The organism is Citricoccus sp. NPDC055426, from assembly GCF_040677445.1.
GTDB lineage: Bacteria > Actinomycetota > Actinomycetes > Actinomycetales > Micrococcaceae > Citricoccus.
The window spans coordinates 670,755-695,915 of sequence record NZ_JBFARZ010000001.1; the positions used below are offsets into that span (position 1 = coordinate 670,755).

Genomic DNA, 25,161 nt, shown 5'->3' on the forward strand with positions numbered 1-25,161 from the left:
ACCGGGTCCCGGGCGGTGGAGGTCGCCCGTGCGGAGGTGCCAGCGGATGAGTCCTCGGTCGCGGACGCCGTAGTGCGTGCGCAGGCTGAGGGACGTCAGCTGCGGGCGGTCGGGACCGGCTATTCCTGGTCCGAGGCGGTGGGCGCCGGGGCCGTGCTGGTGCGGACCGACCGATTGCGCGGCGTCAACACGGCCGATCTCGCCGCGGGCACGGCGTGGATCGCAGCGGGGACGAAGCTGCACGAGGTCTGCTCCGCACTGTGGGCAGAGGGCATGGAGTTGCCCACGCTGGGAGGCTTCTCCGGGCAGACGATCGCCGGCGCGATATCGACGGCCACCCATGGCAGCGGACGCCGTGCGGCCTGTCTGTCTGCGTATGTCCAGGCGGTGCGGCTCGTCGACGCGGCTGGGAGTGCCGTCGTGGTGGACGGGAAGCGGCCCGAGGCGTTGCAAGCCGCGCGGGTGGGGCTCGGTCTCTTGGGAGTGATGACCGAGGTCGAGGTGCAGGTCCGTCCCGCCACCTGGTTGCGCATCGATGATTCGTGGCATGCCCACTTCGATCCGCGGTGGCTGAGCGCAGATGACGGAATCCGCCGGGCCGTGCGCTGGCATCCGCTGGGACAGGACGGGTCTCCCGGCATGAGGTTCCAGCTGCGCGAGTGGGTTCCGGTCGCCGAAGACTCCGTCGGAGCGTTGCCCAGCCCGGCAGCACTGGCCACGGGCGGTTGGGAGGAGCCACAGCCGTTCGCCGTCGTGGAGCACGCACTGCCGCTTTCTGGGGCGGCAGAGGCGGTGGAGGCCTTGACCTCGGCACTGGCGCGAGAATCGGACGCACTGTCCGGCATGCCCCTGGCCTTACGGGTCGTCGCACCCGACAACGCGTTCCTGTCGCCAACACAGGGTGAGGCGACGATGACGATCTCCGCGGCGGCACGCTCCACCTCTGCGGGCCGCGGCTTGTTCGGACTGGTCCACGCGGCCTTAGTATCGTATGGAGCCAGACCGCATTGGGCCAAGGAACATCAGTACTCATCGGAGACGTTGAGGGACAGGTATTCGAAGCTCTCCCGATTCGAGACGGTAAGGCAGACCTTTGATCCTCACGGGATGTTCCTCACGCCGGCCATGAGTGACGTGCTGGCGGGCGCAACCGAAGATCTGGCGTGACGGGGGAAATGGTGAGTGATCAGGAGACGATGACGATCGACGAGGAGTTGGAGAGTCTCGCACAGCCGGGGGGCGTAGCCGCGCGCACGACCGAAGGCCGCATGGCTCGAAGGATCACCGCACGCGACCTCATGGCGACCTTCTTTGCCTACTATTGGCGCAATCGTCTGGACATCGAGGTTCCCGGCACCTTCCTCGTCGCCCTGATGGGCGATTTCGAGGTGGCCGCCGCGAACACGCGGGCCACCCTGCGTCGGCTGGAGCGCGACGACTTGCTCGTGACCCGCCGTTCCGGCCGGAACCGCTTCTTCCGCACCGGCCCGCTGGCCCGCACCCGGGCTGAGCCGGGTGTCCACCGCATCCTGAACTTCGGGCTGTCTGACCACTGGGCTGGATGCTGGACGGTCGTCGCCTTCTCAATCCCCGAAGACCAGAGCCGTATCAGAATGGCCCTGCGAGACTCCCTGCGACTGGAGGGATTCGCCCCCTACTATGACGGCGTGTGGATTGCTCCCGGCGACCTCCGGGAAACGGCGATCCTCAAGGCTGACGTACGAGGGGTGGCACAACTCAGTGCGCACCTCGTTGAGGACGCGTCCTTCATGGTCCGCGGCCGGCATCCGATCGAATCCTGGGATCTGGAGGGCATCAATGCGGCCTACTCGGTGCTCCGTGACGAAGCGGTTGGGCTGGCCCAGGAGTTCGAGGGCGGTTTGTTGTCACCCGCGGCCGCCTTGTCGCGTCGCACGCTGTTGCTCACCAAGTACCGGAGGCTCGTGCCGTTGGACCCGGGCCTTCCGCTGGCACTCATGCCAGCGGGGTGGTTGCGCCGGGAGGCGCGCGATGCCGTCGCTGGCGTGTTCGACGCCCTCGGTCCGTTGGCGGTCTTCCGGATCGAACAGCTGTTGGAGGGGATCCAGGACGGCTGGGCGGATCGGGTCAGGTCTGCGGCACGTCTCTCCCTGGATGAGCTCGCCGCGTTCGTGCCGGATGCAGATCCGGTCTGACTGAACCGTCATCCGGCACGGCGTTCAGTCCTCGAGGGTGTCGATGAGGCCCCACCGCAGGGCCCGGTCTGCGCGGACCGTCATGCCGCTGAGGACCATGTACAGCGTCCGGAAGCGTCCGATGCGGCGTGGAATGCTGACGCAGCCGCCCGCGCCTGGAATCAGCCCCATCTGCAACTCCGGCAACCGGAAGAAGGTGCCCGGGGCTGCGGTGATGCGTGAAGCGAAAGCGGGAATCTCAATGCCCGCCCCGATGCAGGCACCATGTGCACGGACGTGCACCCTCTCACCCAGGGCAGCCAAGGCGCGGCCCACATGCTGCTGTGTGCGCACTAGATGCGCAGCGGCCAAGTCACTGGCCGAGCCGAATTCGCCCAGGTCTGCCCCCGAACACAGCGAGCGTCCGGCGCCGGTGATCTCCACGGCGGAGATGCTGTCATCCGCCAGGGGGACGGCCAGCGCCTCAACCAGCGCGTCTCTCATGCGGGCGCTGTAGGCGTTGTGTCGCTCCGGATCGTTCAACGTGATCACGAGCCGGTCGTCCGAGCGCTCCAGGAACAGGGGATCCGTCGGCACCGTTCGGGACGGTGATGGCCGCTTCCGATACCGCAGCCAGTCCTTGAAATCAATGCCTCCCAGGAGGGTTCCATAGGCGAGCGATTCCATCTCCAAGGCAGTTTCCAACGGCACGCCGGCCGTGGCGCGGAGGAGCCGGACGAGGATCCCGGCCGCGGCCGGACGTCGCTGCAGTTCGGTGTCGATGCGCTGCAACTCCTCCAAGGGATCAGGCACCACGATGAGGGGCTGGTTCTCGGTGGACTCATCCTCCGATCGGCCGGCAGCGATGACCAGGTCGATGTTGCGGACCGGAAGCCAGTCCGGCGGAGGGAAACTGCTGTTCGGCGGTTCCCAGAGGGCCACCGTCACCGGTCCACGCGGATGAGGTTCTCGATCGAGGAGGTTGTCCAAACGGGCGATCTCCAAGGGGTCCCTCACGGCCACGATGCGGAGCCCCGATCCAACCGGGCTCCTGCCGTTGCCCCCGAGGGGCATGTCCGCAATGGACCAGACGTCAAGATGGCTCACACCGATCAACAGTAGAGGATCACCCACCTGCCTCGCCTTCGCGCCGGCGCCTGTGGTCCGGGACGCTACTCAGCCGGCGTTGTCCTCTGTGCTCATGTAGGGCGCTCCCGTGGAGATCGGCAGGTCCACGGCGTCGATCGCCCAGAACGTGTGCGCTTCCGCGATCCAGGGGGTCCGGGCCAGGGTGACGGGTTCGCCCGTGCGCACGGACTCGGTCACGGCCCGGGCGGTGGTGCGGGCCTTGGCGGCGTCCTCGTCCAGGAACTCCAGCACGCGCTGGTGCCGGGTGCGCAGCTGGAGGGCGTCGGCGGCCGGCAACCCGGCCGCCAGCTGCCGGCCGCGCAGCAGCTCCGCGTCGAAGGCGGCGCCGGCCACCAGGACGATGAAGGCCAGCCACAGCACGATCAGGATCACCGCCACGCTGTTCAGGGTGCCGATGATCGCGGTGAAGGCACCGGACAGGCCGGCGAGCCACCCCAGCAGCACGGTCATGGCGAACAGGATCAGCACCGCCGCCAGTCCGCCCCAGGAGAGCCACCGGTACCGCGGCTGCACCACGTTGGGGCCGCGGTGGTAGGCGAGGGTGACGGCCAGGACCAGCACGGCGAGGATGGCCGGCCATTTGAAGATGTTCCAGGCGATGACGGTGGCCGTGGTCAGCTCCATGGCCTCGCCCAGACGCTCGGAGAGGCCGCCGCCGATCACGATCAGCAGCAGCACGGCGATGAAGGCCACCATGAGCACCACGGTCTCGAAGAAGATCACCGTGCGGAACCAGAGGAACCGCCGGCCCTCCCGGGTGTCATGGATCCGGTGCATGGCCCGGTGGAAGGACGCCAGTGCGTTGGAGGCCGCGATGATGGAGCCGACCAGCCCCAGGACCACGCCGACCACGCCGCCGGAGGTGTTGGCCAGCGCGAGCAGGGCTCCGGTGGCGACGTCCGGGTTCACGCCCGGAAGCAGCTCATGGGCCAGCTCGGCGGCCGTCGCCACGGTCTCGTCCGCCAGGCCCAGCAGGGACACGATCGAGACCATGGAGATGGCCGCCGGGACCATGGACAGCAGGGTGTAGAAGGTCATGGATCCGGCCACGTCCCACACCTGGATGTCCACCAGTTTCATGACGGTCCGGCGGATCACGTGGAACAGGGTCACCCGGGGCTTGAGGTAGGTGTGTGCCGGTGCCGGACGCTGGACGAGTCGGCGCAGTCGGCGGGGCATGGTTCCGAGGGTACCGCCCCGGGACAGCGGGCCACGGCCTGCGTACCGTGGTGCCCATGAGTGAACGAGAGACCCTCATCGAGACGCTGGCCCGCCACCGGGGCTTCCTGCTGACGACGGCGGAGGGCCTGACGGAGGACCAGGCCCGGACCGCCAGCACGGTGAGCGAGCTGACGATCGCCGGACTGCTCAAGCACGTGGCGGACACCGAGGAGCAGTGGATGGACTTCGCCGTGCACGGGTCCGGGGCCTTCGGGGACTCCGAGGTCTACGGTGCGGACGTGGACTGGGAGGCCATGGACGAGGAGGCGGCGCGGCTGCAGGAGACCGGTGGCGACTGGTCGGACAGCGAGTGGCAGGACGACCGCTTCACCGTGGCCGAGGAGGAGACGCTGGAAGTGCTGCGCGGCCGGATCGCCCAAGTGGCGGACGCCACCGCCGAGATCATCCGCACCGTGGACCTGGACGCCGAGCATGCCCTGCCGGCGGCCCCCTGGTTCGAGGCCGGGGCCAGCTGGACCGCCCGGCGGGTGGTCCCGCACGTGCTGGCGGAGATCAGCCAGCACGCCGGCCACGCGGACATCCTCCGCGAGGCGATCGACGGCCAGAAGACGATGGGATGACGGCGGAGTCAGCGCCCCGTGGCCGGATCCTCGCCGTCAGGCCTCGCCGGTGGCTAGGCTCACCACCGTGACGGATGCGAAGGAAACAGCCTCGGCGGAACTCCGGGCCATGCAGGAGATGGTGGCGGGGATGGGCCGCCGGCCCCTGGTGGAAGCCGCCCGGGAATCGGGTCGAACCCGCCAGATGCTGGGAGCGGGGCCGCAGCTGGCCGCGGACAACCTGGTCCAGAAGGCGGTCACGGCCCTGGAGGACGGTGACCGCGAGAGGGCTCTGCGCTATGCGGCCCGTGCCGCGCGACTGCCCTTCGACGACTTCGAGGAGAGGGCGCCCGTGGCCATATCCGCGGGGATGATGCTGTACTCCACGGTCAGTGATGCCGAGGAGACCTCCGCTGTGGACGACACCCGCTGGCTGGACGCCGCGCTGGCCGTCCTCGGCACCGCGGACCATCGAGGACGCGTGGAGATGCGCACCGTCCTCGACGCGATTCCCGAGAGCGTGCAGTTGGCGCCAGACACCCAGCGACGATTGGACGCCGCCGTTGCCGCCCTACCCGCCGAGCCGGGGATCATCGACGTCGAGATGGACCCCGCGACGATCGACGAGGCGGACCTGGCCGAGCAAGTGATGTCCATCCTCGAGGTGGTGGTCGCCTTCGAGTCCGGGCTGGTGGAGCGGGACTTCTGAGCTTCCGGGGAGTGGCTGTGGACAGGAATAGGATCGACACCCTCAGAGTTGAGTGAGATAGACTCAACTTTAGATCCACCATCACCGGAAGGGACCAGCATGGACGCGAAGTTCACCACGAAGAGTCAAGAGGTGCTGTCCGGGGCGGCCATGAACGCCTCGACCCTCGGCAACCCCCAGATCGAACCGGCCCACCTACTCAAGGCGCTGATGGACCAACGCGGTTCCGTGGCGGTGGCCGTCCTCAAGGCCGCGGGCGCGGACCCGGACGTGGTCTCCACGGCGGCCAGCTCCGCGATCCAGTCCATGCCGGCCACCTCTGGGTCCTCGGTGGCCCAGGCCCAGCTCTCCCGGCAGGGGCTGCTCGTGGTGCAGGCGGCCCAGCAGCAGGCCGAGGCACTCGGGGACGACTACGTCTCCACCGAACACCTGTTGCTCGGACTCGCCGCGGACGCGGGACGGGCCGGCGCCGCCCTGCGGGACGCCGGCGCCACCGTCGAATCGCTCTCGGCCGCCGTCAAGGAGGTCCGCGGCGACTCCCGGGTGACCACCCCGGACCCGGAGAACACCTTCCAGGCCCTGGAGAAGTACGGCACGGACCTCACCGAGATCGCCCGCTCCGGCTCTCTCGACCCGGTGATCGGCCGTGATGCCGAGATCCGCCGCGTGGTGCAGGTGCTCTCCCGCCGCACCAAGAACAACCCCGTGCTCATCGGCGAGCCCGGGGTCGGCAAGACCGCCGTGGTGGAGGGGCTGGCCCAGCGCATGGTCGCCGGGGACGTCCCCGAGTCCCTGCGCGGCAAGGCCCTGATCTCCCTGGACCTGGGCTCCATGATCGCCGGCGCCAAGTACCGCGGCGAGTTCGAGGAGCGCCTGAAGTCCGTGCTGGAGGAGATCAAGGCCTCGGACGGGCAGATCGTCACGTTCATCGACGAGATCCACACCGTGGTCGGCGCCGGGGCCTCCGAGGGCGCCATGGACGCCGGCAACATGCTCAAGCCCATGCTGGCCCGCGGCGAGTTGCGCCTGATCGGCGCGACCACCCTGGACGAGTACCGGGAGAACATCGAGAAGGACCCCGCCCTGGAGCGACGCTTCCAGCAGGTCTACGTGGGGGAGCCCTCCGTGGATGACACCATCGCGATCCTGCGCGGGCTCAAGGAGCGGTACGAGGCTCACCACAAGGTGGCCATCTCCGACTCCGCCCTCGTGGCCGCCGCCAACCTCTCGGACCGGTACATCTCCGGCCGTCAGCTGCCGGACAAGGCCATCGACCTGGTGGACGAGTCCGCCTCCCGGCTGCGCATGGAGATCGACTCCGCGCCCGAGGAGATCGACCAGCTGCGCCGCTCAGTGGACCGGCTCACCATGGAGGAGCTCGCGCTCGCGGACGAGACCGACCCGGCCTCCGTGGAGCGCCTCGCCGCCCTGCGGGAGGAGATGGCCAACCAGAAGGAGGAGCTCGCGGGGCTCAACGCGCGGTGGGAGTCCGAGAAGGCCTCCCTCAACCAGGCCGGTGACCTGCGCGTGCGGCTGGACGAGCTGCGCTCCGCCGCGGACAAGGCCCAGCGGGACGGGGACCTCGCCGAGGCCTCCCGCATCCTCTACGGGGAGATCCCGGCCCTGGAGAAGCAGCTCCAAGCCGCCGTCGAGGCAGAATCTGGTGGCACCGGAGCCGGTTCCTCAGACGGGCACCAGCACCAGCACACCATGGTCTCCGAGGAGGTCACCGCGGACGACATCGCGGAGGTCATCTCGGCCTGGACGGGCATCCCCGCCGGCCGCATGCTGCAGTCCGAGCAGGACAAGCTGCTGTCCATGGAGGAGCACATCGGTGAGCGGCTGATCGGCCAGCGTGCCGCCGTCGCCTCCGTGTCCGATGCCGTCCGGCGCTCCCGCGCCGGGATCTCGGACCCGGACCGGCCCACCGGCTCGTTCCTGTTCCTCGGGCCCACCGGCGTGGGCAAGACCGAGCTGGCCAAGTCCCTGGCGGACTTCCTGTTCGACGACGACCACGCCATGGTGCGGATCGACATGTCCGAGTACTCGGAGAAGCACTCCGTCTCCCGGCTCGTCGGGGCACCCCCCGGCTACGTGGGCCACGAGGAGGGCGGCCAGCTGACCGAGCTCGTGCGGCGCCGCCCCTACTCCGTGATCCTGCTGGACGAGGTGGAGAAGGCCCACCCCGAGGTCTTCGACATCCTGCTGCAGGTGCTCGACGACGGCCGCCTCACCGACGGCCAGGGCCGCACGGTGGACTTCCGCAACGTCATCCTCATCCTGACCTCCAACCTGGGCTCGCAGTTCCTGGTGGACCAGACGCTGGACGAGGCGGCCAAGAAGGACGCGGTGATGAGGGTGGTCAACTCCTCCTTCAAGCCGGAGTTCCTGAACCGGCTGGATGACATCATCCTGTTCGACCCGCTGTCCATCGAGGACCTGACGAGGATCGTGGACCTGCAGGTGGACTCGCTGGCCGGGCGACTGGCCTCGCGTCGGCTGGCCCTGGACGTCACCGAGGCCGCCCGCGAGTGGCTGGCCCTGACCGGCTTCGACCCGGCCTACGGTGCCCGGCCGCTACGGCGGCTGGTCCAGCGCGAGATCGGCGACCAGCTGGCCCGTGCGCTGCTCTCGGGCACGATCGCTGACGGGGACACGGTCCTGGTGGACCGCGCGGAGGACCGCCTGTCCGTCACCCGCAGAGCCGACTGACCGGACCGCGCTTCCAGTCGACTCGGGGTGGGTGCCTCGAGGAGACACCCACCCCGAGTCGACTCAAGACGACGGGCCCAGCCGGTCAGCCGTCCTCGTGGTCGGTCCAGTCCTCGAAGACCGGTTCGGTCACGAGGGAGGCGTCGAGGGTGCCCTCGTGGGCCACGGCGAGGCAGTCCACCCGGCGGTCGCCCTCGGCCCAGGTGCCCTCGGCGGGGTGGGAGATCTCGACGATGACCTGTGCGTCCCCGGCACTGGCCAGCTCGATGGTGGCGCAGAACCGCTCGGCGTCCGCCTGCATGTCCGCCGGGAAGGCCCGCCCGGTGGGCCACAGCTTGCGCCCCACCAGCTGGGCCTCGTGGTCTCGGTTGCACTCCACCACGGTGGACGGCTCGCCCACGGAGTCGAAGTCGGTGAGGCAGTCCCCGGGGTGCACCTGCACGGGTGGCACCTCGCGGGCCACGATCCCGTCCACGCCGGGTTCCGCGTTGCGCGAAACAGGGGGGCCGGATTCAAGCGCCTCGCCGGGCCCCGCGTCCTGCGGCGCGGTCAGCAGGGGCACTAGGAGGAAGACCACGAGCGCGAGGACCACCACGCCTGCCGCTGCCAGCCACCACCCCCGTTTGATCGGGGGTTTCGGCGGAACGGCGTCTGCCGAGGGCCGGGGCGGCAGGTAGGGGACGTGCCGGTCACCGGAGGCCCCGTCGTCGGGGGTGTCCGGTGTCTTGGGGGAATCCGGTCTTGACTCGTCCGCGGGACGGTCTGGGGGTGTGTCCATGGTTGAGATCCTTTCGGTGCCGCCACGGCGCCCTGCGGCTCCAAGGGGTGCTGAAACATGTTAACCTAGTGTCCACGAACCATCATGATCAGTGCATACCCCGGATCAGCCCTGCCTAGGGGCTGAAGAGCACGGGGACAGACAACAAAGGGGGTCACGCTCATGGGGCGCGGCCGTCAAAAGGCAAAAGCAACCAAGCAGGCACGGGACATGAAGTACTTCTCCCCGGCCACAGATTTGTCGGCACTGGAGCGTGAGCTTGCCGGCAACAGCGGTTCCAGCCATGACGATGACCAGTACATCGACCACGCGGACCAGTACGCGGACTACGTGGAGAGCGCTGATGAGGAGGACGACGACCCCCGACGCCGGGGTTGATCGTCCCCATGATCCCTGACCCCGCCCCGCCGGAGGTCCCCGGGGACCCCGCGGTGCGGGGGACGGGCACCGCCGGTCACACCGGAGGCACCCTGCACCCGGGGCATCCGGCGGCGGACGGCCATCGGGCGGCCCTGCGTTCGATCGCCCGCATCGTCGAGGACGCGGCGCCGCCGCAGGATCCGGACGTGGCCCGTGAGGGCATCCTGGACCTGTTGCGGACCCGCCGTCCGCTCGTGATCACCGGCGCGGGCGTCTCCACCGATTCCGGCATCCCCGACTACCGCGGCCCCGAGGGCTCGCTGCGACGGCACCGGCCGATGACCTATCAGGAGTTCCGGCACGACGACGGCGCCCGGCACCGCTATTGGGCGCGGTCCTTCGTGGGCTGGCGGCAGCTGGACTCCGCCGCCCCGAACCCGGCCCACCACACCCTGGCGCGCTGGACGCGCGAGGGGATCCTGGCCGGTGTGGTGACCCAGAACGTGGACGGCCTGCACGCGGCGGCGGGCACCGAGGGGCTGATCCCCCTGCACGGGGACCTGGACCGGGTGATCTGCCTGCACTGCGGTGCGGTGGAGGGCCGACGGTCCTTCGACGCGCGGCTCGTGGCGGCGAACCCCGGCTACCTCGAGGCCGTGCAGGTGGACCCGCTGCTGGTCAACCCGGACGGGGACGTCACCCTGGACCAGCGGTGGGTGGACCGCTTCCACCTGGCGGGCTGCCTGGTGTGCGGCTCCGTGGAGCTCAAGCCGGACGTGGTGTACTTCGGCGAGTCCGTGCCCGCCGAACGCAAGGCCGCGGCGCGCCAGGCGTTCGAGGACGCCGGGTCCGTGCTGGCCGTGGGGACCTCGCTGGCGGTGATGAGCGGCTACCGGTTCGTGCTCGACGCGGAGCGGGCCGGCAAGCCGGTGGCCACGCTCAACGGCGGTCCCACCCGCGCCGATGCCAAGGCGCAGTACCGCTGGCGCACCCGGGTGGCCCCGGCGCTGGCCTGGCTCGACGAGCGCTTGGATCAGGACTTGGCGTAGCCGCCCGTCAACAGCACGGCGCCGCCGTCCACGCCCTTGGCGCCCTGCATGAAGTCCATACCGGCGCCGGCGGCCTCGTCCGTCACCCGGCCCACGGTGCCGGCCACCCAGGAGGGCAGGCCCCGGGCGTTCAGCCGGGCCAGCGCGGCGTCGGCCGCGGAGGGGTCCACCACGGCCACCATGCCCACGCCGAGGTTCAGGGTCCGCTCCAGGTCTGCCAGCGGCACCCGGCCGAGCTGGCCGATCAACTCGAACACGGCCGGCAGGGACCAGGTCCCGCGGTCCACGGTGGCCATCAGCCCCTGGGGCAGCACCCGGGCCAGGTTGGCGGCCAGCCCGCCGCCGGTCACGTGGGAGAACCCGCGCAGGGCGGCCTCGCCGGAGGCGGTGGCCACGGCTGCCGTGGTCCCGGCCACCGGAACGCCGTTGAGGTGGCGCATCACGTCGAGGCAGTCCGCGGTGTAGATGCGCGTCGGCTCGAGCAGCTCCTCGCCCAGGGTGCGCCCCAGGTCGGTGACCTCACGGTCCAGGGACCAGCCGGCGTCGTTGATCACGCGCCGCACCAGCGAGTAGCCGTTGGAGTGGATGCCGGAGGAGGCCATGGCGATGACCACGTCCCCCTCGCGGACCCGATCGGGGCCGAGCAGGGCGGAGGCCTCCACCACGCCGGTGGCCGCCCCGGCCACGTCATACTCGTCCACGCCCAGCAGGCCCGGGTGCTCGGCGGTCTCCCCGCCCACCAGCGCGGTGCCGGCCGCGGCGCAGCCGGCCGCGATGCCGCGCACTATGTCCGCGATCCGCTCGGGGACCACCTTGCCGCAGGCGATGTAGTCGGTCATGAACAGCGGCTCGGCGCCGACCACCACGATGTCGTCCACCACCATGCCGACCAGGTCGAAGCCGATCGTGTCGTGCTTGTCCAGGGCCTGCGCGATCGCCACCTTGGTGCCCACGCCGTCCGTGGACGTGGCCAGCAGGGGCTGGGAGTACTTCAGCAGCGCCGAGACATCGTAGAGCCCGGCGAAGCCGCCGAAGCCGCCGACCACCGAGTCGTTGTGGGTGGCCTTGACGGCGTCCTTCATCAGCTCCACGGCCAGGTCTCCGGCCTCCACGTCCACGCCGGCGGAGGCATACGTGGTGCCAGGGGCGCCGGCGGTGCCGGTGCCGCTGCCGGCCTGGGTGGAGGGCACGACGCCGGCCGGGTCGTTCGGGTGCTCGGATGCGGTCACAGCGGGGTCCTGTCAGTCTCGGTCAGCAGGGCTTCAAGGGAGGATCCGGGGCCCGGGTCCCCGCCGACGGCGCCGGGGCGCTCGTCCGGGTCCAGGGTGGAGTCCGGGTCCAGGGCGGATCTCGGGGACTGGGCGACGGAGACCGGCTTCTCCAGCAGGTCCTTGCCGCGCTCGTCCTCGCTGGGCAGCGGGATCGGGTACTCACCGGTGAAGCAGGCGGTGCACAGGGACGTGCGGGGCTGCCGGGTGGCCTCGACCATGCCCTCGGCGGAGATGTACTCCAGTGAGTCGGCCCCGATCGAGGCCGCGATCTCCGCCACCCCCGCGCCGTTGGCGATGAGCTCGGCCCGGGAGGCGAAGTCGATCCCGTAGAAGCACGGCCACTTGATGGGCGGGGAGGAGATCCGCACGTGCACCTCGGCGGCGCCGGCCTCCTTGAGCATCCGGACCACGGCGCGCTGGGTGTTGCCGCGGACGATCGAGTCGTCCACCACCACCACGCGCTTGCCGGCCACCACGGCGGGCTGGACGTTGAGCTTGAGCCGGATGCCCAGCTGGCGCAGGGTCTGCGAGGGCTGGATGAAGGTCCGCCCCACGTAGGAGTTCTTGACGAAGCCCTGGCCGAACGGGATGCCGGACTCCTCGGCGTAGCCCACCGCGGCGGGGGTGCCGGACTCCGGGACGGGGATCACCACGTCGGCCGCGACCGGGTTCTCCCGGGCCAGGGCGCGCCCCATGGCCCCCCGCGACTCGTACACGGAGCGGCCGCTGATGGCGGCGTCCGGACGGGCGAGGTAGACGTACTCGAAGACGCAGTGCGCCGGTTTGGCCGCGGCGAAGCGGGTCGAGCGGATGCCCTCCTCGTCGATCGCGATGAGCTCGCCGGGGGAGACCTCGCGGATGAAGGAGGCGCCCACGGTGGCCAGGGCGGACTGCTCCGAGGCCACCACCCAGCCGCGCTCGAGCCGGCCGAGCACCAGCGGCCGCACGCCCTGGGGGTCCCGGGCGGCGTACAGGGTGTGCTCGTTCATGAAGACGAAGGAGAAGGCGCCGCGGATCAGGGGCAGCAGCTCGATGGCCGTCTGCTCCAGGGTGGAGCCCTCCTCGCCCTGCAGCAGGGCGGTGACGAGGGCGGTGTCCGTGGTGTTGCCCTGGGCCATCTCGCCGCGGGTCTGCTTGCCGTAGCGGGACTGCACCAGCCGATACAGCTCGGCGGAGTTCACCAGGTTGCCGTTGTGACCCAGCGCCACGGTGCCGCCGGCGGTGGCCCCGAGGGTCGGCTGGGCGTTCTCCCAGTTGTTCCCGCCGGTGGTGGAATACCGGCAGTGGCCCACGGCGATGTGCCCGGTCAGGGTGTTGAGCGTGGCCTCGTCGAAGACCTGGGAGACGAGCCCGAGGTCCTTGTACACGGAGATCCGCTTGCCGTCCGAGGTGGCGATGCCCGCGGACTCCTGGCCGCGGTGCTGCAGGGCGAACAGGCCGTAGAAGGCGAGCTTGGAGACCTCCTCGCCCGGGGCCCAGACACCGAAGACGCCGCACTCGTCCTGGGGGCCCTTCTCCTGGGGGTCGAGGTCGTGGTTGAGCAGTCCATCACCGCGCATTGTTCTCACGACCGTCATTCTCCCACTTGTCGCTCCACTGCTGCAGATCGTGGTCCTGGACCGCGTAATCGGCGTCCTCGTAGTCCTCGACCACCTCGGCGGTCACGGTGTAGGTGCGCTTCTTGGACCGCCGGTCCGCCACGAGCCAGACCACGGCGCCGAGTGCGACACCGAGGATCCCGAAGAGCACCACGAAGTAGCCGAACAGCGCGCCGAAGGTGAAGTCCTCGTTCTCCCCGCCCAGTGCGGTCGAGATCAATGCGGCGAGCACGCCCAGCAGCGCGCCACCCACCAGGAACACCTGCACCTTCGGGGCCCGCCGGACCACGAGGGTGCGGTGCTCCAGAGCGGTGTGAGACGGGGGCGACGGTTCGGCGGCGGCACCGTCCCGGGGATCACCGGGGTCACGCGGGGCGCCGTCGGGGGGAAAAGTCATGCCTTCCATGGTACGTGGCACGCACCCCGGTGCCCGCCATGGGTCGGCGGGCTCCGGAACCCCTACCGGTAGGGGTTCTGCGGGGACAACTGCCGGGACAACCGCAGGGTCGGCCCGGCAGAGACCACGGTCACGACGCCGGCCCCCACGGCCACCAGCAGCAGCGCACCGGCCGCGAGGACGCTGAACAGGCCCGCACCGGAGTCCTGGAGCGGGAGGAACGCGGCGGCTGCGACGACCACGAGCGCGGTGGCCAGCGACGAGACCCGGGCGGCCAGGGAGGCATAGCGGCCGGAGAACACCGAGTAGAGGACGCCGATCAGGCCCACCAGCCCGCAGAGACCGGCCACCCCGGCGCCCAGGACCAGGGCCCCGAGCAACGCCCAGCCCCCGCCCATGAGGCCGCCGAGGGCCAGCGCCGCCGGCACCACCAGGACCGAGGCCGGCACCGCCACATCCCCGGGCAGGTGCCCCGCCCGGGGCTCGCCGGTGCCGGCCAGGGACCGGAAGTCGAGGACCGCCCCGACGATCGCCACGCCGGCCAGCGCGGCGGCCGCCACGAGGAGCAGGACGGCCAGCCCCCAGGACTCCAGGGCGTCCATCATCGGCAGGATGAGCACGAGGCAGGCCATCCCCAACGGCGTGGCCACATGGCGGATGAACCGCCGGCCCCGCAGCTCGGGCTCCGCGGCCGCCGCGGGCCTCACGGACTCCGCAGACCAGCCGGCACCCGCGGCGCCGGGGCCGTCCCCGGAACCGGCCGGGCCGACGTCGGACGCCTGGCCGGTGGGGGTGTGGGCGTGCTGCCGCAGGGCCACGACGGCGGCGGACAGCCCGAGCAGGGCCAGGGCCACGCCGGCGTAGAACGCCACGGTGTACGTGGCGGTGCCGGGGAAGACCCTCCCGAGCATCGGGGTGAGCAGGGCGGCCGGGGTGGCGGCCGCGGCCAGGGTCAGCGCCCCCACGCCAGGACGGCTACGGTCCCCGGCCGCCGCGATGACCCCGGCCACGAGTGCGGCCGCGGCCAGCAGCATGCCGAGCGCGGAGACCAGCAGGTTCGTGTTCGTGGCCATGAACAGCTCGGCGCCGAGCCCCGAATACCAGACCAGGGCGTAGAGCGAGCTCAGCAGCAGGGACGCGGTCAGGGCGGCCCCGGCGAGGGTCCACCCCGGGTGCCGGGGGCGCCCGGCCCGGCGATCCCGGACGAAGAGCGTCACGGCGGCAGCGCAGAGGGCCAGCACCAGGACCGAGACGAGGACATCGGTGACCGTCACCAGCCCGCTCAGCGCGGTGGGGTTCCCCCCGGCAAGGGTGGAGGTGATCACCAGCTGGACCACGAGCTGGCCGAGCGCCTCGAGGGCCACCGCGGCGGGCAGCGCCAGGTGCCCCACGGCGTCGGCGCGGGTGGTGCGGCGCGCCCGGGTGGTCCGGCCCGTGGCGCTGCTGGTCTCGGTCACGGCTTCCCCCTTGTCACGGCCGTGTCCTCGGCCTGTCCTCACCGTACGACACGTCGATGACCACGAGGGCTGTCAGAAGAGCGGCAGCAGGTCCGAGAGGTCGGCGCGGGACCCGGAGGCCGACACCTTCCCGGACCCGACGGCGGCCCCCCACGTCACCAGTCCCGTGGCCAGCTCCAGCCAGGTCGCCGGGTCCATCTCGATGACGTTCGGCGGCGTGCCGCGCGTGTGGCGGGGCCCCGCCACGCACTGGCAGACGCCGAAGGGCGGAACGCGGACCTCCACGGAGTTGCCGGGGGCGCGGGTGGCCAGCTCCTCGAGGGTGTAGCGCACGGCGGTCGCCCGGGTGGTGCGGGGCAGGGCGGCGGCCTGAGCCGGGCCGTTGCGGCCATCTGGGCCGTCCGGGCCGTCCGAGCGGGCCCGGGACCAGGCCGCCAGGGCCGCGCGGCCGTCGTCGGGGGCTATCCGGCGTTTGACGGACACGGGTTCCTCCTAGCTTCTCAGTCCAGCTGCCGGCTGCTCAGTCCAGCAGCGCCATGACCGGCCGGGCCAGCTGCACCCGGCCGACGGGCGTGCCGCGGCCGAGGATCTTCGGGGCCACCGAGTCCAGGACGCCCGGCAGCGCCTCCAGGTCCACCTGCTCGGGGGCGAACTGGGCCAGCAGCACCAGGGCCACGAGGTTGCCGGCGCGCGTGCCGCCGTCGAGGGCCTTGACGGCCACGGCGGTGCCGTCGGCGGTGGCCATGACCATCACCCCGTCCGCGCCGAGCTTGGCGATCACGCCCAGCTCGCGGATGACCACGGTGTTCGTGTTGGTCTCCCCGTGCACGGCCCAGGGGTACTCCAGCATGGCGGTGGCCACGGAGGCGGCGTGGAGCTCGGCGTCCCGGCGGTGCGGGGCGGCGGCGACCTTCCCGATCCCACGGGCGAGGCCGGTCAGGGACAGCACGGGGGCGGGCGCACCGCAGCCGTCCACGCCCCAGTGGGCCACCGGCTCGCCGCAGTACTCCTCCAGGACGGCGGCCACCTCGCGCTGGACCGGGTGCTCGGGGTCCAGGTAGGTGCGCACGTCATGGCCGCCGTGCTTGGCGGCGGAGAGGAAACCGGCGTGCTTGCCGGAGCAGTTGTACGCCAGCGGGGTCTGGGACGGCCCGCCGGGGCCCGCGTCCTGGGCCATCTCGATCAGGCCGGCCGGATCGGCGGGCCAGGCGGGCGGGCACTGCAGGAAGGTCTCGTCCATGCCGGCGTAGGAGAGCACCGTGGCGGCGGTCTGCCGGTGGCGGGCGGTGCCCCGGTGCGAGCCGCAGGCCAGGGCGATCTGCTCGTCCACCAGCCGGGCCCCGTGCCGCAGGGAGGCGATGGCCTGCAACGGCTTCAGCGTGGAGCGGGGGTAGACGGGGGCCTCGGGGCGGCCGAGGGAGGCCAGGACGGAGCCGTCCGGGGCCGTGACCACGGCGGAGCCGATGGTGCGGGACTCGATGAAGCCGTTGCGGACCACGTGGACCAGTTCGACGGCCTCGTCCACCGTGAAGGTGGCGGTGGGCCCGTGGCTCTGGTGCTGGGTCTGGTGCTGGGGATGCTGCGGCGGGGTGGCGGGCATGACACCACTCTAGGTGGCCAGGGCCGCCAGGACCGGCTCCGCGAGCTCGGCCCGGCCCACCGGCCGGCCGCCACCGAGGACCGTGGGCGTGACCACGTCCAGCACCGCGTTCAGGGCACGCAGGTCCACCTGGTCCGGGGCGAAGCGGGCCATCAGGTTCAGGGCCACGAGGTTGTTGGCCCGGGACGCGCCGTCCAGGGTCTTCACGGCCACCGCGGTCCCATCCGGTGCGGCCACCACCAGCACCCCGTCCGCCCCGGACTTCGCCAGCAGCCCCAGCTCCCGCAGGATCCGGGTGTTCGAGCTGTTCCGGCCCTGCACCGCCCAGGGGTGGCGCAGCATGGCCTGGGCCACCTGGGCGGCGTGCTCCTCCACCGCCTCGCCGCGGGCTGCGCGCCCGGGGGCCGCGGCGATCCGGCCGAGGCCACGGGCCAGACCTGCCAGGGCCAGCCGCGGGGCGGGGCCGCCGCAGCCGTCCACGCCCACGTGGACCACCTCGGTGCCGCAGTACGCCTCGATCACCGCGAGCACCTCCCGCTGGAGCGGGTGGTCCGGTTCCAGGTAGGTCTCGGTGTCCTCTCCGGCGGCCACACAGGCGGCCAGCCATCCCGCGTGCTTGCCGGAGCAGTTGAAAGCCAGCCGGTTGCGCCGGGGCCCGTCCTCCCGGTGTGTCCGCTCGGCCATCTTCAGCAGTTCGCGCCGGTCCTTCGGCCAGGCCCGGGGGCACTGCAGCGCGGACTTGTCCAGTCCGGCGCCGGCCAGGATCTCCCGGACGAGCCGGCGGTGGCGGGAGGTGCCGCGGTGGGAGCCCGTGGTGATCGCCAGGTGGCGGCCGTCCAGCTCGGCGCCGAGGCGCAGGGAGGCGATGGCCTGCAGGGGCTTGAGGGCGGAGCGGCCGAACACCTCGGCGTCCGGCGGCCCCACGGTGGCCAGCACCTCGCCCGCGGGGCCGGTCACCACGGCGGCGCCGCTGTGACGGGACTCCGCCTGGCCGTTGCGGCTCAGGCAGACGAGTTCGGCGGCGTCCTGCTGGGCGAAGATCCCGGGCCGGGAGGGCCGGGAGGGCGGGGCGGGCGGGTCCGGCTGGAGGGGCTGGGACGAGGCTGTGGCGCTGTTCATGCTGCCCATCGTGCGGGATCAGGATGAGCGGACGATGAGGAGCAGATGAGCCACGGCTGAGAGGGTGCCGGGAGGTCAGGTCCCGCGCCGGCGCAGCCAGGCGGTGAGCCCGATGGCCGCGGCCAGGGACACCACGAGGGAGACCACCGCCACGGCCGGGTTCCCGCGCTCGACGTCGAGCATCCGGGACCCGAACCACAGGATCAGCGCCATGGTCAGCCACACCAGGATGAACCGGTAGACGGCGCTCAGGGTCTTGCCGGCGCCCTGCGGGGCGCGGCCATAGGGGTGGCCGTAGTGCTGCTGCCCGGAGGAGCGGCCGTCCCCGGGGAGGTCCCGGCCGTCGTCGGGCCCGGGGGTGTTGGACGTCATGCGCCCCATCGTACTGACCGGCGGGGGCGCGGACGGTCTAGGCTTGGGCACCGTGAAGATCCTCGTCCTCGGCTCCGGCGGCCGCGAACACGCCATCATCCGTGCCCTGCAGCGGGACCCCGACGTCCGGGAGATCCATGCGGCCCCGGGCAACGCGGGCATCGCCCTCGACGTCCCGGTGCACCAGGTGGACGCCACCGACGCCACGGGGGTCACCGTGCTGGCCGGGGAGCTCGACGCCGACCTCGTGGTGATCGGCCCCGAGGCCCCGCTGGCGGCGGGCGTCTCGGACGCCCTGCACCAGGCCGGGTTCACCGTCTTCGGACCCTCGAAGGCCGCCGCCGAGCTGGAGGCCTCCAAGTCCTTCGCCAAGGACGTCATGGCCCAGGCCGGCGTCCCCACGGCCGCGGCCCGCACCTGCGCCACGGCGGCGGAGGCCGGGGCCGCCCTGGACGAGTTCGGCGCACCCTATGTGGTCAAGGACGACGGCCTGGCCGCCGGCAAGGGCGTGGTGGTCACCTCCGACCGCGCCGAGGCGCTGGCCCACGCCCAGACCTGCTTCGAGGTGGGCGGCACGGTGGTCATCGAGGAGTTCCTGGACGGCCCCGAGGTCTCCCTCTTCGTGGTCTCGGACGGCACCAACGCCGTCCCGCTCGTCCCCGTGCAGGACTTCAAGCGGATCGGGGACGGCGACGCCGGCCCGAACACCGGCGGCATGGGCGCCTACACGCCGCTCGACTGGCTGCCGTCCGGCTTCACCGAGGAGGTCATGGAGCGCGTGGCCCGGCCCGTGATCGCCACCATGGCGGACCGCGGCACCCCGTTCGCCGGCGTCCTGTACTGCGGCCTGGCCCTCACCTCGCGCGGCATCAAGGTCATCGAGTTCAACGTGCGCTTCGGCGACCCGGAGACCCAGGCCGTCTTGGCCCGGCTGCGCACCCCCTTCGGCCGCTTCCTCATGGACGCGGCCACCGGGCGCCTGGCCGGGGTCACCGGGTTGGACTGGTCGGGCGAGTACGCCGTGGACGTGGTGGTGGCCGCCGCCGGCTACCCGGAGTCCCCCGTGAAGGGTGGGACGCTGACCGGCGTGGAGGCGGCCGAGGCGTTGGAGGAGGTGTCCGTGCTGCACGCCGGCACCGGCACCGGGCCCGACGGCGGACTGGTCGCCACCGGCGGGCGGGTCCTGGCCGTCGTCGGGCTGGGGGAGGACCTGGCCCAGGCACGGGCCCGCGCCTACGCGGGCGTGGACCAGATCTCCCTGGAGGGCTCCCAGCACCGCACCGACATCGGGCTGCGGGCCGAGCGCGGGGAGATCGTGGTGGCTGGAACTGACAGAACTGACGGAACTGATGGGGAGGCACGCTGATGGCCGGACTGGAGACCGAGGTACTGGAACTGGACGGGTGGCGGCACGTCTACTCGGGCAAGGTCCGGGACCTGTACGAGCCCGCCGTCTCCGCCCCGGGGCGGTCCGAGACCCTGCTGGTGGTGGCCTCGGACCGGATCAGCGCCTACGACTTCGTGCTGGACACCGAGATCCCGGACAAGGGCAAGGTCCTCACCCAGCTGTCCCTCTGGTGGTTCGAGCAGCTCTCCAACCCCACCGAGGCGCAAAGTGACCTCACCCCCGCCGTTGTGACGTCTCCCGGTCACTCTGTGCCCATTCACCACCACGTGGTCTCCCTGGACGTGCCGGCCGCCGTGGCGGGGCGGGCCATGGTGGTGCAGCGCCTCGAGATGTACGAGGTCGAGTGCATCGCGCGCGGCTACCTGACCGGCTCCGGACTGGCCGAGTACCGCGAATCCGGCACCGTGACCGGGCTGGAGCTGCCGGAGGGCCTGGTGGACGGCTCGAAGCTGGAGCCGGCGATCTTCACCCCCTCCGCGAAAGCGGATGTGGGCGAGCACGACGAGAACATCACCTTCGCCCAGATGTCCCGGCTGATCGGGGACACCCCGGCGTCCCGGTTACGCGAGCTGACACTGGAGGTCTACACGCGGGCCGAGGCCATCGCCCGCGAGCGCGGGATCATCCTGGCGGACACCAAGGTGGAGTACGGGCTCGACTCCACGGGGCGGATCGTGCTCGGCGATGAAGTGCTGACCCCGGACTCCTCGCGGTTCTGGGACGTGGACGACTACGCACCGGGGCGCTCGCAACCCTCCTTCGACAAGCAGTTCGTCCGAGACTGGCTGACCAGCCCGGAATCCGGCTGGGACCGGGCGTCCGGCGAGGCGCCGCCCGAGCTGCCGGCCGACGTCGTGGCCAAGACGCGGGCGCGGTACATCGAGGCCTACGAGCGGTTGACGGGACTGACCTTCACCGCCTAGTGCGTGATCGTGGTCTGTTGGTAGAGCGTCATCCGGAGCCTGCCCTCGAGCCGGCGGTAGTGGCTGGACATCGAGGCGATGAAGGGCTCCGCCCCGCCGTCCCGCATCGCGGTGGCCCGGTAGACCAGGGCCGCTGAGTCGGCGCCGGTGGGCACCACCCGGGCGTCATCGAGCCGGTACCAGGACCATGCCGGGGACTCGTCCAGGGACGCCGCGACCGTGGTCCGGTCCAAGACCATGCCGTTGACCAGGACCATGAGGGCGTGCTCGGTCATCAGGTCGCCGTAGAACCTCCCGCCCCGGTTCGCGCAGAGGGCGTCCCATCCGGAGCGTTCCAGAGGCAGCAGTTCGGTGAGCTCGATCCGGGCCATGCGGCGAGGATACCCCCGGCTTCCGCTGTCACCCCGCCAGCTGTCACCCGACCAGGGAGTCCTTCCACGCCGCGTGCAGCTCGGCGAAGCGGCCGCCGGCGGCGATGAGCTCGGCGGGGGAGCCGTCCTCCACCACGCGGCCGTCATGCACCACGAGGACGCGGTCGGCGATCTCCACGGTGGACAGCCGGTGCGCGATGATCAGCGCCGTGCGATCACCCAGCAGGCGCTCCAGCCCCTGCTGCACGAGCCGTTCGCTGGGCAGGTCCAGCGAGGAGGTGGCCTCGTCCAGGATCAGCACGGCCGGGTCGGCGAGGAAGGCCCGGGCGAAGGACACCAGCTGGCGCTGGCCGGCCGAGAGCCGCCCGCCGCGCTTGGTGACGTCCGTGTCATAGCCCTCGGGCAGGGACAGGATGAACTCATGGGCCCCCACCGCCCGCGCCGCGGCCTGGATCTCCGCATCCGAGGCATCGGGGCGGCCCAGCGCGATGTTCTCGGCCACCGAGCCGGAGAACAGGAACGCCTCCTGCGTCACCATCACCACGTTGCGCCGCAGGTCGGCGGCGGAGAGCTGGTCCAGCGGGATCCCGTCCAGGGTCAGGGACCCCGAGCTCAGGTCGTAGAACCGGGCGATCAGCTTCACGAGCGTGGACTTGCCGGCGCCGGTCTGGCCCACCACGGCCACGGTCTGCCCGGCCGGGATGGTCAGGTCGAACGTGGGGAGGATGACCGCCCCGTCCCCGTAGCCGAACTCGGCGTCCGTGAACTCGATCCGGCCGGCACCCTCCGCCAGCGGCACCGGGCGGTCCGATTCCTTCACGGTGGGCGCCTCCTCCAGCAGTCCGGAGACCTTCTCCAGCGCGGCGGTGGCGGACTGGAAGGAGGAGTAGAACATGGCCACCTGCTCCATCGGCTGGAAGACGCGCTTGCCGGCCAGCAGCAGGGCCACGAGCACGCCGACCGCCAGGGTCCCGTCCAGCACGCGGAGACCACCGAACAGCAGCATCGCCACCACGGTCAGGTTCCCGGTGATCACCAGGGTCGGCTGCAGCACCCCGAACAGGTTCAGGGACCTCACCATGTCATCGCGGTACTTCGAGGCCAGCTGCCGGTAGGTGGCGTTGTTGCGGCGTTCCTGGCGGAAGGCCTGCACGGCGCGGATGCCGGTCATGGTCTCCACGAAGTGCACGATCATCCGCGCCGAGGACACCCTGGACTCGCGGAACACCGCCTCCGAACGCACCTGGTACCAGCGCACGGCGATCGCCACGGGCACGAACGCCACCGCCAGGATCAGCGCCGAGCGCCAGTCCAGGATCACGATCGAGATGCCGGTGAACAGCATGAACATCAGCCCGGAGACGAGCGAGGACACCCCCTGGTCCAGCAGCTCCCGCAGCGAGTCCAGGTCCGAGGTCTGCCGCGAGATCACCCGGCCCGAGGTGTACCTCTCGTGGAACTCGAGGCTGAGGCGCTGCGTGTGCCGGAACACCCACACCCGCAGGTCCAGCAGCATCGCCTGGCTCACCCGCGCGGTCAGCCACGTGTAGACCCCCAGCAGCAGTCCCGCGGTCAGTGCGGCGGCCACATAGACGCCCCCGACGCCGGCCAGCACCGGTACCGCGGATCCCCCGCCTTCCAGCGCGGAGACCATCCGGGGCAGCCCCCAGTCGATACCCCACGCGATGATCAGCGGGAACGACGCCCGGGCGGCATTGGAGACCACCACGAGCACCGCCGTCACGATGAGCTTCCACTTCACCGGCCGCGCGAGGTCCTTCAACAGCGTCCACGAGCGGGACCGGACATAGGAGCGCTCCTCGTCGCTGAGGTCCAGCCGCTCCTCCCCGCGGGTGCCGAGCAGGGTGGGCGGCTGGCGGTCCTGGCCGCGGCTCATGGCGTCGGCCCCTTCTCGCTGGACTGAGTGGGCTGCGTGGGCTGCGTGGACTGGACGGAGCCTTCGGCGGCCTGGACCGGCAGCATCCCGGTGATCACCCCGGAGTCCATGACCGATTCGATGGACTTGTCCTCCTCGAAGCTGGAGATGATGAAGCGGTAGGCGGGGGAGCGGGCCAGCAGCTCGGCGTGCGTGCCGACGTCGTGGATCCGCCCGTCCTGCAGGACCGCCACCCGGTCCGCCAGCGCGACGGTGGAGGGGCGGTGCGCCACGATGAGTGTGGTGGTCCCGGCGAGGACCCGGCGCAGGCGCCGGGTGACCAGTTCCTCGGTGCGCACATCCAGGGCGGAGAGCGGGTCGTCCAGCACCAGGATCTCGGGCCGGGCGGCGATGGCGCGGGCCAGGGCGATGCGCTGACGCTGCCCGCCGGACAGGCTCAGGCCCTCCTCACCGATCTGGGTGTCCACGCCGTCCGGCATGTCATGGGCGAACCGGGCCTGGGCGGTGTCCAGGGCCGTCTCCAGCAGCTCCTGCGCGGCCACGGGGTCCGAGGCCACTTCCTGAGGGGCGCCCAGCAGCACGTTGTTGCGGATCGAGTCGGAGAACAGGGTGGCGTCCTCGAAGGCGATCGAGACCTTCTGGCGCAGCTCGAGCAGGCCGTAGTCACGCACGTCGACCCCGTCCACCAGGACCCGCCCCGCGGTTGCGTCGTAGAGCCGGGGGACCAGCTGGACCAGCGTGGACTTGCCGGTCCCGGTGAGACCCACCAGGGCCATGGTCTCCCCGGGCTCCAGGCGCAGGGTCACCTCCCGCAGGATGGGTGGCGCGTCCGCAGCGGCATCCGGGAAGCGGAACCCCACCGACTCGAACGCCAGCCCGCCCCCGCCGGCCGCCGGGGCACCCGGGCGCCGGCCGCCGTCGGGCAGGGGGTTGATGTCTGCCGGCGCCGCCGGATCGGCGATGTCCACGGGTGTGTCCATCACGTCCAGGTGGCGGTCGATGGCGGTCTTGGCGGACAGGGACATGCCCATCAGCTGGCCCACGGACTCCACCGGACCGGCGAGCACCGCAGTGGTGGCGAAGAAGGCGGCGATGGCGCCCACGGTGAGGTCCCCGGTGGCCACGAGGTAGATCCCGACCGCCAGGGAGATGCCGATGACGGTCTCCGGCAGGGCCACGATCAGGGCGATGAACTGGGAGAGCACCGTGGCCTTGTGGACCTCGGTGCCCCGCAGCGTGTCCGCCTGGCCGCGGAAGCCCTCCAGGGCCTCGCCGCCGCGGCCGAAGGCCTTGAGCACGCGGATGCCGTGGACGGACTCCTCCACCGTGGTGGCGAGGTCCCCGGACTGGTCCTGGGACAACCGGGAGGCGGCGCGGAAGTCGTTGCGGAAGTAGAAGGACCGCCACATGATCGGCACGGCGCCGGCGAGGTAGATCAGCCCGAGCACCCAGGAGGTGTTGAACAGCAATACGATCCCGACGGTGATCGTGACGATCGAGACCACGAACATCACCGTGCCGAACGCGATCCACCGGCGCAGCAGGGACAGGTCGCCCACGGAGCGGGAGAGCAGCTGGCCAGAGGGCCAGGCATCGTGGAAGGCCACGGGCAGCCGTTGTAGGCGGGTGAACAGGGCGATCCGGGCGCGGTTCTCCACGCCGGCCGCGGGCGGCAGGATGAAGAAGCGGCGGCCGAAGATCAGCAGGCCCTCGGCCAGGCCGAGCCCGGTCATGATCCAGACGGCGGTCCAGATGTCCGCCGTGGAGCCCCCCGGATGCAGCACCGAGTTCACGAGCTGCTGGATCACCTGGGGGATGGCCAGGGCCACCAGGCCGGCGAGCATGGCGGAGACCAGGCCGGCGGCCCAGCGCCAGCGCACCCCGTCCAGGTACGGGGAGAGGCGGCGGATGGCCTCGGCGAGGCTGCGTTCCCGGTCTGGCGCGGACACGGCAACCCCCTGTTGTCCTCAAGTGCTCATCGTGCGGCCGGCGCGGGTGCCGGCGGCCAATCCACCATCCTACGACCGCGGGGTTCGTTCTGAAAGATCCCTTTGAAA

General features: G+C 71.4%; 23 protein-coding genes. 9 read left to right on the top strand and 14 right to left on the bottom strand.

The window, feature by feature from the left end; genetic code table 11:
- The first annotated feature begins 15 nt into the window (after positions 1-15).
- A complete protein-coding gene (locus AB0K08_RS03075; protein ID WP_363351518.1) occupies positions 16-1,167 on the top strand; it encodes a D-arabinono-1,4-lactone oxidase in 1,152 nt (383 codons plus the stop codon).
- 29 nt (positions 1,168-1,196) lie between these two features.
- Entirely contained in the window at positions 1,197-2,174 is a 978-nt protein-coding gene (locus tag AB0K08_RS03080; protein ID WP_363351520.1) for a PaaX family transcriptional regulator C-terminal domain-containing protein, read from the top strand.
- A 24-nt stretch (positions 2,175-2,198) separates the two neighbouring features.
- Here AB0K08_RS03080 and AB0K08_RS03085 read toward each other — a convergent pair whose 3' ends face one another.
- Together AB0K08_RS03085 and AB0K08_RS03090 are read right to left on the bottom strand one after the other, a co-directional pair.
- Positions 2,199-3,158: an enoyl-CoA hydratase/isomerase family protein gene (locus AB0K08_RS03085; protein WP_363351522.1), complete on the bottom strand. Its 960-nt coding sequence runs from the start codon at positions 3,156-3,158 to the stop codon at positions 2,199-2,201.
- A 171-nt stretch (positions 3,159-3,329) separates the two neighbouring features.
- Positions 3,330-4,481: a YihY/virulence factor BrkB family protein gene (locus tag AB0K08_RS03090; protein ID WP_363351524.1), complete on the bottom strand. Its 1,152-nt coding sequence runs from the start codon at positions 4,479-4,481 to the stop codon at positions 3,330-3,332.
- A gap of 56 nt (positions 4,482-4,537) precedes the next feature.
- On the opposite strand from AB0K08_RS03090, the gene AB0K08_RS03095 reads away from it, so the two are divergent.
- The 3 genes from AB0K08_RS03095 (at position 4,538) to clpB (ending at position 8,504) form a co-directional block, all read left to right on the top strand.
- The gene (locus tag AB0K08_RS03095) at positions 4,538-5,104 is read left to right on the top strand and encodes a DinB family protein (protein WP_363351526.1); all 567 of its coding nucleotides are present in this window, start codon (positions 4,538-4,540) and stop codon (positions 5,102-5,104) included.
- A 67-nt stretch (positions 5,105-5,171) separates the two neighbouring features.
- Positions 5,172-5,792, top strand: coding sequence for a hypothetical protein (locus AB0K08_RS03100; protein WP_363351528.1), 621 nt, complete (start codon positions 5,172-5,174; stop codon positions 5,790-5,792).
- Between the two features lie 99 nt (positions 5,793-5,891).
- A complete protein-coding gene (clpB, locus tag AB0K08_RS03105) occupies positions 5,892-8,504 on the top strand; it encodes an ATP-dependent chaperone ClpB (protein ID WP_363351530.1) in 2,613 nt (870 codons plus the stop codon).
- 85 nt (positions 8,505-8,589) lie between these two features.
- On the opposite strand, the gene AB0K08_RS03110 is transcribed toward clpB, so the two are convergent.
- Positions 8,590-9,282 (bottom strand): hypothetical protein, encoded by a 693-nt coding sequence (locus AB0K08_RS03110; RefSeq protein WP_363351532.1) that lies wholly within the window; start codon positions 9,280-9,282, stop codon positions 8,590-8,592.
- 162 nt (positions 9,283-9,444) lie between these two features.
- Here AB0K08_RS03110 and AB0K08_RS03115 point away from each other — a divergent pair, with 162 nt between their 5' ends.
- Both AB0K08_RS03115 and AB0K08_RS03120 read left to right on the top strand, forming a co-directional pair.
- Positions 9,445-9,660 carry a DUF3073 domain-containing protein gene (locus AB0K08_RS03115; RefSeq protein ID WP_363351534.1) on the top strand — a complete coding sequence of 72 codons (216 nt, stop codon included), beginning with the start codon at positions 9,445-9,447 and terminating at the stop codon, positions 9,658-9,660.
- 8 nt (positions 9,661-9,668) lie between these two features.
- Positions 9,669-10,691, top strand: coding sequence for an NAD-dependent protein deacetylase (locus tag AB0K08_RS03120; protein ID WP_363351536.1), 1,023 nt, complete (start codon positions 9,669-9,671; stop codon positions 10,689-10,691).
- Here the strand turns inward: AB0K08_RS03120 and purM are convergent.
- From purM to AB0K08_RS03160, 8 genes are all read right to left on the bottom strand, one after another.
- Positions 10,676-11,881 (bottom strand): phosphoribosylformylglycinamidine cyclo-ligase, encoded by a 1,206-nt coding sequence (gene purM / locus AB0K08_RS03125; protein ID WP_363351855.1) that lies wholly within the window; start codon positions 11,879-11,881, stop codon positions 10,676-10,678. The genes AB0K08_RS03120 and purM overlap by 16 nt on opposite strands.
- Before the next feature lie 35 nt (positions 11,882-11,916).
- Positions 11,917-13,539 carry an amidophosphoribosyltransferase gene (gene purF / locus AB0K08_RS03130; protein WP_363351538.1) on the bottom strand — a complete coding sequence of 541 codons (1,623 nt, stop codon included), beginning with the start codon at positions 13,537-13,539 and terminating at the stop codon, positions 11,917-11,919.
- Positions 13,511-13,957, bottom strand: coding sequence for a hypothetical protein (locus AB0K08_RS03135; protein ID WP_363351540.1), 447 nt, complete (start codon positions 13,955-13,957; stop codon positions 13,511-13,513). Before AB0K08_RS03135 ends, purF begins: the two co-directional genes overlap by 29 nt.
- Positions 13,958-14,019: 62 nt before the next feature.
- Positions 14,020-15,414: a hypothetical protein gene (locus tag AB0K08_RS03140; protein ID WP_363351542.1), complete on the bottom strand. Its 1,395-nt coding sequence runs from the start codon at positions 15,412-15,414 to the stop codon at positions 14,020-14,022.
- 72 nt (positions 15,415-15,486) lie between these two features.
- A complete protein-coding gene (locus AB0K08_RS03145; RefSeq protein WP_363351544.1) occupies positions 15,487-15,897 on the bottom strand; it encodes a sterol carrier family protein in 411 nt (136 codons plus the stop codon).
- Between the two features lie 37 nt (positions 15,898-15,934).
- Positions 15,935-17,014, bottom strand: a complete 1,080-nt coding sequence (locus AB0K08_RS03150) for an asparaginase (protein WP_363351546.1) — start codon at positions 17,012-17,014, stop codon at positions 15,935-15,937.
- A gap of 9 nt (positions 17,015-17,023) precedes the next feature.
- A complete protein-coding gene (locus AB0K08_RS03155) occupies positions 17,024-18,133 on the bottom strand; it encodes an asparaginase (RefSeq protein ID WP_363351548.1) in 1,110 nt (369 codons plus the stop codon).
- Positions 18,134-18,208: 75 nt separating this feature from the next.
- Positions 18,209-18,505, bottom strand: a complete 297-nt coding sequence (locus tag AB0K08_RS03160) for a hypothetical protein (protein ID WP_363351550.1) — start codon at positions 18,503-18,505, stop codon at positions 18,209-18,211.
- A 52-nt stretch (positions 18,506-18,557) separates the two neighbouring features.
- Here AB0K08_RS03160 and purD point away from each other — a divergent pair, with 52 nt between their 5' ends.
- Both purD and AB0K08_RS03170 read left to right on the top strand, forming a co-directional pair.
- Positions 18,558-19,871 (top strand): phosphoribosylamine--glycine ligase, encoded by a 1,314-nt coding sequence (gene purD / locus AB0K08_RS03165; RefSeq protein ID WP_363351552.1) that lies wholly within the window; start codon positions 18,558-18,560, stop codon positions 19,869-19,871.
- Positions 19,871-20,836 (top strand): phosphoribosylaminoimidazolesuccinocarboxamide synthase, encoded by a 966-nt coding sequence (locus AB0K08_RS03170; protein WP_363351554.1) that lies wholly within the window; start codon positions 19,871-19,873, stop codon positions 20,834-20,836. Before purD ends, AB0K08_RS03170 begins: the two co-directional genes overlap by 1 nt.
- Here AB0K08_RS03170 and AB0K08_RS03175 read toward each other — a convergent pair.
- From AB0K08_RS03175 to AB0K08_RS03185, 3 genes are read right to left on the bottom strand one after another with little or no spacing between them, the layout of a single operon-like run.
- Positions 20,833-21,207: a nuclear transport factor 2 family protein gene (locus tag AB0K08_RS03175; protein ID WP_363351556.1), complete on the bottom strand. Its 375-nt coding sequence runs from the start codon at positions 21,205-21,207 to the stop codon at positions 20,833-20,835. The two genes, AB0K08_RS03170 and AB0K08_RS03175, sit on opposite strands and share 4 nt — an antisense overlap.
- A 43-nt stretch (positions 21,208-21,250) precedes the next feature.
- A complete protein-coding gene (locus AB0K08_RS03180; protein ID WP_363351558.1) occupies positions 21,251-23,104 on the bottom strand; it encodes an ABC transporter ATP-binding protein in 1,854 nt (617 codons plus the stop codon).
- On the bottom strand, positions 23,101-25,053 hold the full coding sequence (locus AB0K08_RS03185; protein ID WP_363351560.1) for an ABC transporter ATP-binding protein: 1,953 nt from the start codon (positions 25,051-25,053) through the stop codon (positions 23,101-23,103). Before AB0K08_RS03185 ends, AB0K08_RS03180 begins: the two co-directional genes overlap by 4 nt.
- Positions 25,054-25,161 lie beyond the last annotated feature (108 nt).

What these genes read in the sequence shown, in the direction of transcription:
- AB0K08_RS03080 (WP_363351520.1), top strand. Translation starts at nt 1,197, where the DNA reads ATGACGATCGACGAGGAGTTGGAGAGTCTCGCACAGCCGGGGGGCGTA.
- AB0K08_RS03090 (WP_363351524.1), bottom strand. Translation starts at nt 4,481, where the DNA reads ATGCCCCGCCGACTGCGCCGACTCGTCCAGCGTCCGGCACCGGCACAC.
- AB0K08_RS03110 (WP_363351532.1), bottom strand. Translation starts at nt 9,282, where the DNA reads ATGGACACACCCCCAGACCGTCCCGCGGACGAGTCAAGACCGGATTCC.
- AB0K08_RS03150 (WP_363351546.1), bottom strand. Translation starts at nt 17,014, where the DNA reads ATGCCCGCCACCCCGCCGCAGCATCCCCAGCACCAGACCCAGCACCAG.
- AB0K08_RS03115 (WP_363351534.1), top strand. Translation starts at nt 9,445, where the DNA reads ATGGGGCGCGGCCGTCAAAAGGCAAAAGCAACCAAGCAGGCACGGGAC.
- AB0K08_RS03155 (WP_363351548.1), bottom strand. Translation starts at nt 18,133, where the DNA reads ATGAACAGCGCCACAGCCTCGTCCCAGCCCCTCCAGCCGGACCCGCCC.
- clpB (WP_363351530.1), top strand. Translation starts at nt 5,892, where the DNA reads ATGGACGCGAAGTTCACCACGAAGAGTCAAGAGGTGCTGTCCGGGGCG.
- purF (WP_363351538.1), bottom strand. Translation starts at nt 13,539, where the DNA reads ATGACGGTCGTGAGAACAATGCGCGGTGATGGACTGCTCAACCACGAC.
- AB0K08_RS03175 (WP_363351556.1), bottom strand. Translation starts at nt 21,207, where the DNA reads ATGGCCCGGATCGAGCTCACCGAACTGCTGCCTCTGGAACGCTCCGGA.
- AB0K08_RS03120 (WP_363351536.1), top strand. Translation starts at nt 9,669, where the DNA reads ATGATCCCTGACCCCGCCCCGCCGGAGGTCCCCGGGGACCCCGCGGTG.
- AB0K08_RS03170 (WP_363351554.1), top strand. Translation starts at nt 19,871, where the DNA reads ATGGCCGGACTGGAGACCGAGGTACTGGAACTGGACGGGTGGCGGCAC.
- AB0K08_RS03095 (WP_363351526.1), top strand. Translation starts at nt 4,538, where the DNA reads ATGAGTGAACGAGAGACCCTCATCGAGACGCTGGCCCGCCACCGGGGC.
- AB0K08_RS03135 (WP_363351540.1), bottom strand. Translation starts at nt 13,957, where the DNA reads ATGACTTTTCCCCCCGACGGCGCCCCGCGTGACCCCGGTGATCCCCGG.
- AB0K08_RS03160 (WP_363351550.1), bottom strand. Translation starts at nt 18,505, where the DNA reads ATGACGTCCAACACCCCCGGGCCCGACGACGGCCGGGACCTCCCCGGG.
- AB0K08_RS03180 (WP_363351558.1), bottom strand. Translation starts at nt 23,104, where the DNA reads ATGAGCCGCGGCCAGGACCGCCAGCCGCCCACCCTGCTCGGCACCCGC.